The sequence below is a fragment of the Micromonospora foliorum genome, from assembly GCF_022229015.1.
GTDB lineage: Bacteria > Actinomycetota > Actinomycetes > Mycobacteriales > Micromonosporaceae > Micromonospora > Micromonospora foliorum.
In genome coordinates this window covers 1-10,071 of record NZ_JAKKFF010000355.1, presented here as the reverse complement: position 1 = coordinate 10,071, position 10,071 = coordinate 1, and the positions used below count along the sequence as shown (strand labels likewise).

Annotated in this window: 11 protein-coding genes; 4 read left to right on the top strand and 7 right to left on the bottom strand. The window is 72.1% G+C overall.

The window, feature by feature from the left end:
* Together PSH25_RS24310 and PSH25_RS24305 are read right to left on the bottom strand one after the other, a co-directional pair.
* On the bottom strand, positions 1-721 hold a 721-nt coding region (locus PSH25_RS24310), incomplete at its 3' end, for an RNA polymerase sigma factor (RefSeq protein ID WP_238661273.1).
* A 4-nt stretch (positions 722-725) separates the two neighbouring features.
* Positions 726-1,118, bottom strand: coding sequence for a YciI family protein (locus tag PSH25_RS24305; RefSeq protein ID WP_238661275.1), 393 nt, complete (start codon positions 1,116-1,118; stop codon positions 726-728).
* Positions 1,119-1,288: 170 nt separating this feature from the next.
* Here PSH25_RS24305 and PSH25_RS24300 point away from each other — a divergent pair, with 170 nt between their 5' ends.
* The 3 genes from PSH25_RS24300 (at position 1,289) to PSH25_RS24290 (ending at position 3,351) form a co-directional block, all read left to right on the top strand.
* Complete coding sequence (locus PSH25_RS24300) at positions 1,289-1,555, top strand: hypothetical protein (RefSeq protein WP_238661272.1); 267 nt, start codon at positions 1,289-1,291, stop codon at positions 1,553-1,555.
* Positions 1,556-1,830: 275 nt separating this feature from the next.
* The gene (locus PSH25_RS24295) at positions 1,831-2,574 is read left to right on the top strand and encodes a neutral zinc metallopeptidase (RefSeq protein WP_238661271.1); all 744 of its coding nucleotides are present in this window, start codon (positions 1,831-1,833) and stop codon (positions 2,572-2,574) included.
* 120 nt (positions 2,575-2,694) lie between these two features.
* Complete coding sequence (locus PSH25_RS24290; RefSeq protein ID WP_238661274.1) at positions 2,695-3,351, top strand: HAD family hydrolase; 657 nt, start codon at positions 2,695-2,697, stop codon at positions 3,349-3,351.
* A gap of 14 nt (positions 3,352-3,365) precedes the next feature.
* Here PSH25_RS24290 and PSH25_RS24285 read toward each other — a convergent pair whose 3' ends face one another.
* The 5 genes from PSH25_RS24285 to PSH25_RS24265 form a co-directional block, all read right to left on the bottom strand.
* On the bottom strand, positions 3,366-3,743 hold the full coding sequence (locus tag PSH25_RS24285) for a carboxymuconolactone decarboxylase family protein (protein WP_238661270.1): 378 nt from the start codon (positions 3,741-3,743) through the stop codon (positions 3,366-3,368).
* A 157-nt stretch (positions 3,744-3,900) separates the two neighbouring features.
* Positions 3,901-6,456, bottom strand: a complete 2,556-nt coding sequence (locus PSH25_RS24280; protein ID WP_238661269.1) for an ABC transporter permease — start codon at positions 6,454-6,456, stop codon at positions 3,901-3,903.
* Entirely contained in the window at positions 6,456-7,223 is a 768-nt protein-coding gene (locus PSH25_RS24275; RefSeq protein WP_238661268.1) for an ABC transporter ATP-binding protein, read from the bottom strand. Before PSH25_RS24275 ends, PSH25_RS24280 begins: the two co-directional genes overlap by 1 nt.
* Positions 7,224-7,576: 353 nt before the next feature.
* Positions 7,577-8,263, bottom strand: coding sequence for a response regulator (locus PSH25_RS24270; protein WP_238661267.1), 687 nt, complete (start codon positions 8,261-8,263; stop codon positions 7,577-7,579).
* Between the two features lie 210 nt (positions 8,264-8,473).
* Positions 8,474-9,388, bottom strand: a complete 915-nt coding sequence (locus PSH25_RS24265; protein ID WP_238661266.1) for a RecB family exonuclease — start codon at positions 9,386-9,388, stop codon at positions 8,474-8,476.
* A gap of 140 nt (positions 9,389-9,528) precedes the next feature.
* On the opposite strand from PSH25_RS24265, the gene PSH25_RS24260 reads away from it, so the two are divergent.
* Positions 9,529-10,071, top strand: a 543-nt coding sequence (locus tag PSH25_RS24260; protein WP_372492839.1) for a M50 family metallopeptidase, incomplete at its 3' end; no start/stop codon positions are given.

The window sequence follows — 10,071 nt, the reverse complement described above, 5'->3', positions numbered from 1 at the left end:
TGAGCAGCATCAACGCGAGCAGCCCGGTGACCTCGGGGTCCTCGGGCACCAGCCGGCGCACCAGGCGGGTCAGCCGGATCGCCTCGGCGGTCAGGTCGGCGCGCAGCAACCCGGGCCCGGCCGTGCGGGCGTACCCCTCCGTGAAGATCAGGTAGAGCACGTGCAGCACGGCGGCGAGCCGGTCGGCGCGCTCCGCGCCGGTGGGCGGCGCGAACCGCAGCCCACTGTCGCGGATCCGCTGCTTGCCCCGACTGATCCGCCGGGTCATCGTCGCCTCCGGCACCAGGAACGCGCGCGCCACCTCGGCGGTGCTCAACCCGCCCACCGCCCGCAGGGTGAGCGCGATCTGCGACGCCGCCGACAGCGCCGGGTGGCAGCACAGGAACAGCAGGATGAGCGTGTCGTCGGCGTCCGCCGGTGGGCGGTCGGCGGCGGGGGCGCGCCACTGCTCCGGCAGCACCCACCGCGCCACCGTGTCCTCCCGCCGCATCCGGGCCTGCTCGCGACGCAGCAGGTCGGTCAGCCGACGGGACGCCACGGTGATCAGCCAGCCACGGGGATTGTCCGGTACGCCGTCGCGCGGCCAACGGTCCGCCGCGGCGATCAGCGCCTCCTGCACGGCGTCCTCGGCCGTGTCGAAGTGCCCGTAGCGGCGGACCAGCGCGCCGAGGACCTGCGGCGCCAGCTCGCGCAGCAGGTCCTCGGCGGGAGTCTCCGGCACCGGGTCAGCCGGCCAGGTCCTCGACACCGTCGAGCACCGGCCGGACGTCCACGTACCCACCGGGGGCGTCCGGGTCGACCAGGCCGGCGGCGATCTCGGTGGCCCGGTCGAAGCTGGCACACTCCACGATGGTGTAACCGGCGAGAACCTCCTGCGTCTCCGGGTAGGGGCCGTCGGTGACCACGGGTGCCCCCTCGCGCACCTGCACCCGGCGGGCGTGCACCGGCTCGCTCAGGCCCCGGGCGTCGACCAGCTCCCCGGACTCGGCCAGCGCCTGGTGGAAGGTCTCCATGTGCTTGTGCATCGCCGCGATCTGCTCGGCCGACATCGCCGGCCGGTCGGAAGCCCGCCCCGACAGCACGTCATAGTCCTGCTGCGACCCGTAGAGCAAAATCATGTACTTCACGGTTCTTCCCCTCCTCCTGCAAGGACACCACCCCGGCGCCCACAGGAAACGTCGAACCCCAACCCCCCACCCGGACACACCCCCAGCTCTTCCTGCCCCCCACCCAAACGGTGATCATGAAGTTAGCGTCACAACACGCCGAGTGGGATGACGCTAACTTCATGATCACCGAGGTTCGGGGTGGTGGGTGGGTGGTGGGTGGGGCCTACGGTGGCCGGATGACGGTGGTGTGGGTGGTGGTCGGGGTTTTTGTGGTTTTGGCGGGTGTGGCGTTTGGTGTTGTGCTGCGGCGGGGGCGTGCCGGTGAGGTTGGGGGCGACGACCCTCGGGCTGGGCGGGACGCTCGGGTCCGGCAGCAGCGGTACGAGGCCGAGCGGCACGGTGACCAGGGCGACACGTGGCAGCGCGGCCGGGAGTCGGGCGGGTGAGCGACCCTACTGGCCGCACGAGCGGCGCAGCCGGCTGTTGATCAGACGGCGACACCCGCCCCGGAGCATTGTGGCGGCCCCGCAGCGCCGCCCCGAGCCCACCGAGCCCGCGCGCGACACCACCCCAGCCCACCCCGGGCCCGCTGCCGTCGCAGCCCGCCCGGGCCCACCGGGCGTGAACCGTCCGGCCACTCCGCACGTGAAACCGGTGACGGGCGTTTCGGTCGTGTCGTCGGGGTACTACCAGCACGAGCACCGATGTCTGGGGAGGCACAGTGGCGGCACGGTTCGGACGCGACGCGCGGGGCCCGCTGGCGGGACTGCTGATCGCCGCCCTGGTCTCCCTCGCCTGCGCCGGCGGTGGGTTGGCCGAGCCGGAGGCCGAACGCCCCGGGGCGAACCCCTCGGCCGCCTCGCCGGGGCCGAGCACCACCCGGGCCGACAGCACCACCAGCGTGGCCGAGTTCGAGCAGGACGTCGCCGACGCGCAGGCGGTCGCCGAGCGGTACTGGGCGGCCCAGTTCAAGGAGTCCGGGCAGCGGTTCCGACCGATCCGGCGGATCACCCCGTACCAGCGCGACGGCGAGGTGTCCTGCGGCGGCCAGCCGTTGCCCCGCAACAACGCTGTCTACTGCTCGCAGGGCGACTTCATCGCGTACGACATCGCCTGGTCGGTGGCGGCGTTCCGCCAGGTCGGCGACGCGTTCGTGTTCTACCTGCTCGGGCACGAGTACGCGCACGGTATCCAGGTGCGGCTCGGCATCAACTACAGCTTCACCATCCAGCAGGAGTTGCAGGCCGACTGCATGGCCGGGGCGTACCTCGGCGACTCGGTGCGCTCGCGTGCCCTGACCCTCGCCGAAGGTGACCTGGACGAGTTCCGGGAGGGGGTGGCGGCGGTCGGCGACGACCCGGACCAGCCGTGGTTCGCGGAAGGGGCGCACGGCACCGCCGAGCAGCGCACCGACATGTTCTTCCGCGGTTACGAGGGCTCCCTGAAGGAGTGCGACCTGGGCTGAGCGGGGTTGCCCGGATCACCCTGGCGCCCGTTGCCGCCACCGGCCACCGGGGGTGCTGGCAGGATCGCGGTGTCGGTCACGACCCTGGAGGTTCCGCTGAGCAGCCATCACCCCGCCGCTGTGCTCTTCGACATGGACGGCACGCTTGTCGACAGCGAGAAGCTGTGGGACGTCGCGTTGCAGGAACTCGCGAAGGAGTACGGCGGGGAGCTCTCCGAGGACGCCCGCCGGTCGATCATCGGCACCGCCATGGCCGAGTCGATGCGCATCCTGCACGACGACCTGGGGCAGCCCGAGCGGGATCCGGAGATCAGCGCGGCGTGGATCAACGCCCGGATCCTGGAACTGTTCCGGACCGGTCTGCGCTGGCGGCCGGGCGCGTTCGACCTGTTGCGCGCGGTCCGCGCGGCGGGAATCTCCACGGCGCTGGTCACCTCCAGCCCTCGGGCGCTTGTCGAGATCGCCCTGGACACCCTCGGTCGGGACAACTTCGACGCGGTGGTCGCCGGCGACGAGGTGGTGGCGGCCAAGCCGCACCCCGAGCCCTACCTGACCGCGGCCCGACTGCTGGGTGTGCCGATCGAGCGCTGCGTGGCGATCGAGGACTCACCGACCGGGGTGGCCAGCGCGGTCGCCTCCGGCGCGGCGGTGCTGGCCGTACCGGCGGAGGTCGCGTTGCCGAGCACTGTCGGCGTACACCAGGTGGAGAGCCTGACCGGCGCGGACCTGGAGCTGCTCGCGGCGCTGCTGACCGATCGGGCCGCGGCGACCGGCTGAAAAGCCCGGCGCGGTCAGGGGCGCTCGGCGAAGACCGCGGCGACCACCTGGTAGCTGTCGAATGCCCGCGCGGCACCCGCGTACGCGGCCAGGTGGATGAACAGCTCGACGATCTCCTCCCTGGTCACGCCCGAGGTCAAGGCGATGCGCAACTGCCCACGCAGCGGCTCGTGGGTGCCGAGGGCGGCGGCGATGGCCACCGAGACCAGGCATCGGCTGCGCAGGTCCAGGCCCTCGCGGGGCCACGCCGCGCCGAAGGTCTGCTCGGTGGCGAGACGACGGAAGTCGTGCCCCACCGGCGGCTCGCCCTCGCCGAGCGGCAGGACCAACGGCTGGCCGAGCAGCCGCTCGGCGTTGTCGAGCGCCCGCTGGTAGGCGTCCTGATCGGTCATGTCACCGGCCCCGGCTCTGCGGCCGCCCGGGTCGCGGGCGGGCCGGCGCCCTGCCGGCAGCACCAGCCTGACAGTCGGCACGGGCGGCCGAGGGCGAATGGGACAGGCCGAGGCCCCCGGTCGCGCGGATGGCGACCGGGGGCCTCGGCAGTGCCGGTCAGTCGTGGGCGATGGCGCCCAGGACGTTGATCCGGGCCGCCCGGACGGCCGGGAGCACCGCGGCCACCACGCCGATGACGGCGGCGAGACCGAGGAAGACACCCATCTGCCCCCAGGGCAGGATCAGGTCGGTGATGCCCTCGTCCTTGAGGGCCTCGACCACCGCGGCGCCGAGGCCGGTGCCCACCACCACGCCGAGCAGCGCGCCGAACACCGAGATCACCACCGCCTCCACGGTGATCATGCCCATGGTCTGCGACCGGCGTAGGCCGATCGCCCGCAGCAGACCCAACTCGCGGGTCCGCTCCAGCACCGACAGGGCCAGGGTGTTGATGATTCCCAGAACGGCGATCACGATGGCCAGCGCGAGCAGGATCTGGATCATCGTGAGCAGCCCGTCGAGCGAACTGGTCTGCTGCTTGATGAACGCGTCCCGGTCGGCCACCGACACCTCGGGGCTGTCCGCGAGCAACGCTTCCACCTGCGGCTGAACGTCGGACACCCGGGTGCCCGGGGCCAACTGGATGAAGCCCTGGATGGGCTGCGGGATGGCGAAGTCCTTCGCCGCGGTCGCCGGCAGGGTCACCGGGTTGGTCAGCTGCGACGACTCGTAGATGCCGCTGATCGTGTAGGTGCGTGCCTCGCCCCGGGTCAGCTGCACGTTGACCGTGGAGCCCACCGACCAGCCACGGGAGGTGGCCGTGTCGGAGCTGGCGAGCATCTGGGTCGGCCCGAGCCGGTCGATGTCACCGGCGGTGGGCTTCGCGCCGAAGATCTGCCGCAGCGACGCGATGTCGCTGCTCGCCGCGACCCAGGTGCTCTCGCCGTCGATGCGCCCCATGTCGCCGTACTCGCCGTCGACCATCCGGACACCGGGCAGGGCCTTGGCCCGGTCCAGTACCCCCGGGTCGAAGGTCGGCGGACGCGGGCCGCCCTGCTGGCCAGCGATCACCAGTTCGGCCTTGATGGTGTCCTTGGCGAGTGCGCTGATGCTGCCCTTGGCCGAGTCGAGGATGACCGTGACGCCGGTGACCAGCGCGATGCCGACCATCAGCGCGGCGGCGGTGATCGCCGTACGGCGCGGGTTGCGCCCCGAGTTGAGCCGGCCCAGCTTGCCCGGCACCGACCAGGAGAAGATCGCGCCGAGCAGGCTCACCACCGGCCGGCTGATCAGCGGGGTCAGCAACGCCACCCCGATGAAGGCGAACAGCACCCCACCGAGGATGGTGGCCAGCGTCTGACCGCCGGCGTTGCCGCTGAGCCCGAGGAACAGCAGCACCGCGCCGACGCCGGTGACCAGCGACCCGGCCACGGTGACCTTGGTCAACGGCCGGTCCGGGGTGGCCACGTCCTGCATGGCCGCGATCGGCGGGATCCGGGACGCCCGCAGGGCCGGCAGCAGCGCCGCCACCACGGTGATCACCAGACCGACGCCGAACGAACCGATCACCGCGGCCGCCGGCACACCGATCCCGGCGAGGGTGAGCCCACCGGCGAGCTTGCCGAACAGGAACGCCAGCAGCGCGCCCACCCCGATGCCGGCCGCGAGACCGAGCACCGACGCGATCAGACCCACCGCGATGGCCTCCAGCACCACCGAACCGATGATCTGCCGGCCGCTGGCCCCGATGGCGCGCATCAGCGCCAACTCCCGGGTCCGCTGCGCCACGATGATCGAGAAGGTGTTGAGGATCAGGAAGGTGCCCACCAGCAGCGCCACCGCGGCGAAGCCGAGCAGGATCTTGTTGAAGAAGGACAGGCCCTCCTTCAGGCTGGCCGAGGCGTCCGCGGCCACCTGCTCGCCGGTCTTCACCTCGAAGTCCGCGCCCAGGGTGCGGGCCACGTCGTCGCGCAGCTTCTCGTCGGAGACCCCGTCGGCGGCCTGCACGGTGATGCTGCTGAACACATCCGGCTCGCCCAGCATCAGCCGCTGCGCCACCGGCGTGGTGAAGAAGACCTCGTTGACCCCGCCGATCGAGTCCCGGTCACCGCTGTAACCGAACACGCCGACCAGGGTGAAGTCCCGCTTCTTCGACTCGAACGCGGTGAGCACGCCGACCTTCTGGCCGACCTGCACCTTCGCGGCCGTGGCCAACGCCTTGTTGATGACGATCTCGTCCTCGGCCTGCGGCGCGCGCCCCTCCCGCAGCTGCAGCAACTCGCTCTCGCCGGTCCAGTTCTCGCCCAGCTGCGGCGGGCCGAACGAGGTGACCACCTTGCCGTTGCTGCCGATCACCCGAGCGCCGTCGGCGTTGACCACACCGGTCGCCGAGGCCGCCCCCGGCACCTGCTTCACCCGGTCCACCAGGGCGGCCGGCAGCGGGGCGACGGTCTGCTCGCCCTCCATCTCGTTGACCTGCACCTTCGGCTTCGCCGCGACGTTCACGTCGATCTCGGAGAAACCGTCGGCGAAGACCGAGTCGAAGGAGCGACCCAGCGTGTCGGTGAGCACGAACGCGCCGGAGACGAACATCACCCCGAGCACCACCGCCAGGCCGGACAGGATCAGCCGGACCTTACGGGCCAGCAGACTCTTCAGCGTCGCGCGGAACATCAGTTGCCCACCTCAGCCGGAGTGTCCAGCTTCTTCATGGTGTCCAGCACCGTCTCGGCGGTCGGCTCGATCAGCTCCGAGACGATCTCGCCGTCGGCGAGGAAGACCACCCGGTCGGCGTACGCGGCGGCCGTCGGGTCGTGGGTGACCATCACGATGGTCTGGCCGTGCTCCCGTACCGAGTTACGCAGGAAGTTGAGCACCTCCGCGCCGGAGCGCGAGTCCAGGTTGCCGGTCGGCTCGTCCGCGAAGATCACCTCGGGGCGGGAGACCAGCGCCCGGGCGCACGCCACCCGCTGCTGCTGCCCACCGGAGAGCTGCGCCGGCCGGTGGTCCAGCCGGTCCCTCAGACCCACCGTGTCGATCACCGTGTCGTACCAGGCCGGGTCCGGCTTGCGCCCGGCGATCGACAGTGGCAGCAGGATGTTCTCCTTGGCGGTCAGCGTCGGCAGCAGGTTGAACTGCTGGAAGATGAAACCCACCTTGTCGCGCCGCAGCTTCGTCAGCCCCGCGTCGCCCAGCCCGGTGACCGTCGTCTCACCGATCGCCACCGTCCCCCGGGTCACCGAGTCCAGACCGGCCAGGCAGTGCATCAGCGTCGACTTACCGGAACCCGACGGGCCCATGATCGCGGTGAAGCGGCCACGTTCGAACTCCGCGCTGACCCCCCGCAGCGCGACGACCTGAGCCTCGCCGCTGCCGTACACCTTCCACACGTCGTTCGCCCGGGCCGCGGCCTGCGCCTGCTGGCCTACCGTCGCGGTCACGTCATCTACCTCTTCCGTCTGTCCGAAAATGCACGCCGCCCCCCGATGGTCCGGCGCGACTGTTCAATCATCGGTGCTGCGTACGCCCGCTCCGTCCAACCCTGGGGGGACCCGGCGCGGATTTCCCGCTGCGGGTGCACCCCCATGTCGGATCAGGGTTGCCCCTGAGTCGACGGCCGGTCGACCGTTTTTCCCCGGCGTCGGGCGGCAGCACCGACACTTGCACCTGACGCCACAGGAGGGTCAACCGAACCAGGCCATCTCCGGTCACGGTAGGTGACGACGGCAACGGCGGCCGTCCCCCCACGGAGGGATCTTCGAGTACGCCGAGTGAGGTACCCGGGCCGCTGCGGCTACGCCCGAGGGCGGACGAGCCCCGACTCGTACGCCAGCACCACCGCCTGGACCCGGTCGCGCAGCCGCAGCTTGGTCAGCACATGCCCGACGTGCGTCTTGATGGTGGTCTCGCTCACCGACAGGACCGTCGCGATCTCGGCGTTGGACAGCCCCCGGGCGACCTGCACGAGCACCTCACGCTCCCGCTCGGTGAGCGCGTTCAGCGCCGCCGACGGCGTCACCGCCGGGTCGGGCAGCAGTTCGGCGAAGCGGTCCAGCAGTCGCCGCAGGATCCGAGGTGTCACCACCGCGTCCCCGCCGGCGACCGTGCGGATCGCCGCGATCAGGTCCTCGGCCGGCACGTCCTTGGCCAGGAACCCGCTGGCGCCGGCCCGCAACGCGCCCACCACGTACTCGTCCAGGTCGAAGGTGGTGAGCACCAGCACCCGCACCGGCAGTCGGGCGTCGACGATCGCCCGGGTCGCCGCCACCCCGTCCATCCGGGGCATCCGAATGTCCATCAGAACGACGTCGGGCAGCAGCCGGCGGGACAGCTCCACCGCCTCCACGCCGTCGCCGGCCTCCGCCACCACGTCCAGGTCGCTCTCGGCGCCCAGCACCATCCGGAACCCGGTCCGCAGCAGCGGCTGGTCGTCGGCGAGCAGGATCCGCACCGGCCGCGCCGAGGGCGCCTGATCGCTCATTCCGTCTCCCGTCCCGCCGACGTCGTGGCACGCACCGGTCATCCTCGCGTACGGGAGCCGGTGCGTCGCGGATCACCGTAGAGGCCGGCCGGTCGCCCCGTCCCGACCGCGACGACACCGCTGCGGTCGGGTCAGCGGCGTCGGCGTGCGGCGGGCGGTCCCGGGCGGCCTGAGTCGCCGCGCCGGGCGTGCACGTCGGTCAGGAGGCCGTCACTCGTCGGCGCCCGGCGCGACCGGGGTGGACCGGGAGTCGCGCAGCGGGTCAGCGCTCGCCGCCGCGACCGGGAACGGCGGCGGGGTGCCGCCGAAGCTGGGACACAACGCCTGGTGGCTGCACCAGTCACAGAGCCGGCTCGGCCGGGGCCGGAAATCCTGCCGGGCGGTGGCCTGCTCGATCGCCCGCCACAGCGCCACCACGGTGCGCTCGAAGCGGACCAGCTCGTCGGCGTCCGGGGTGTAGTCCAACACCTCGGCGTCGCGCAGGTAGAGCAGCCGCAGCACCCGGGGCACCACCCCCCGGGTGCGCCACAGCACCAGGGCGTAGAACTTCAGCTGGAACAGGGCCCGCGCCTCGAACGCCTCCCGTGGAGCGCCGCCGGTCTTGTAGTCGACCACCCGCAGCGCGCCGTCCGGAGCGACGTCGAGCCGGTCGAGATAACCCCGGATCAGCAACTCCTCGTCGACGACCGCGGAGATCAGGCTCTCGCGTTCGGCCGGCTCCAGTCGGGTCGGGTCCTCCACCGCGAAGTAACCCTGCAGCAGCCCGGCGGCGGAGCGGAGGAACTCCACCGGGCCGGCCGGCTCCGCGCCGTCGAAGATCCCGGCCAGCTCCGGCTGCTCGGTGACCAGCCGGTCCCACTGGGGGGCCACCAGGTCGCCGGCCGCCTCCGGTGTGCGGCCGGTGGCGGGCAGGTCGAACAGGCGCTCCAGCACCGCGTGCACCAACGTGCCCCGGGCCTGCTCGATGGTGGTGCGCTCGGGCAGCCGGTCGATGCTGCGGAACCGGTAGAGCAGCGGGCAGGTCTTGAAATCCGCCGCCCGCGACGGGGACAGCGAGGCCCGCACCGTCGGCGGCGCCTGCACCGCAGGGGAGGGTTGGGAGGTGGTGACCGATTCCGCCGTCATGTCGGCAAAGGTTAGGGCACCGGTGTGACACCGACCGCCGCCCGCCCCACACAGCGACGGTCCGTAGCATCGTGGCGATGGAGCAGACAACCCGGCCGCCGCGCCGACCAGACCGACGCCTCGGCCTGAACGTCGGCCGGGTGTTCGGGGTGCCGCTGCACCTCAACGGCTCCATGGTCCTGCTCGCGGTGCTCATCGCGGTGCTGTACGGCGAGTTCGCCCGCCGACAACTGGCCCTGCCGCAGCTCAGCGGCTACCTGATCGGCTTCGGGTTCGTCGTGTCGCTGCTCGGCTCGGTGCTGCTGCACGAGTTGGGCCACGCCCTCACCGCCCGGCGCTACGGCATCGGTGTGCGCGGGATCACCCTGGAACTGCTCGGCGGCTACACCGAGATGGACCGGGACGCCCCGTCGCCCCGCGTCGACCTGCTGGTCTCGCTGGCCGGCCCGGCGGTCTCCGCGGTGCTCGGCGTCCTGGCCGTCGCCGCCACGCTGGCCCTGCCTGAGGGGACCGTGGCGCACCAGCTCGCCTTCCAGCTCGCGGTCAGTAACGTCATCGTGGCGCTGTTCAACAGCCTGCCCGGGCTGCCGCTCGACGGCGGCCGGGCGCTGCGCGCCGCCGTCTGGGGGCTGACCCGCGACCGGCACCTCGGCACCGAGGTCGCCGGGTGGGCCGGCCGGGTC

Bases quoted from the DNA above. Each gene is read 5' to 3' on its own strand.
- PSH25_RS24285 (WP_238661270.1), bottom strand. From the start codon at position 3,743: ATGACCGATCAGGACGCCTACCAGCGGGCGCTCGACAACGCCGAGCGG.
- PSH25_RS24270 (WP_238661267.1), bottom strand. From the start codon at position 8,263: ATGAGCGATCAGGCGCCCTCGGCGCGGCCGGTGCGGATCCTGCTCGCC.
- PSH25_RS24280 (WP_238661269.1), bottom strand. From the start codon at position 6,456: ATGTTCCGCGCGACGCTGAAGAGTCTGCTGGCCCGTAAGGTCCGGCTG.
- PSH25_RS24305 (WP_238661275.1), bottom strand. From the start codon at position 1,118: ATGATTTTGCTCTACGGGTCGCAGCAGGACTATGACGTGCTGTCGGGG.
- PSH25_RS24265 (WP_238661266.1), bottom strand. From the start codon at position 9,388: ATGACGGCGGAATCGGTCACCACCTCCCAACCCTCCCCTGCGGTGCAG.
- PSH25_RS24300 (WP_238661272.1), top strand. From the start codon at position 1,289: ATGATCACCGAGGTTCGGGGTGGTGGGTGGGTGGTGGGTGGGGCCTAC.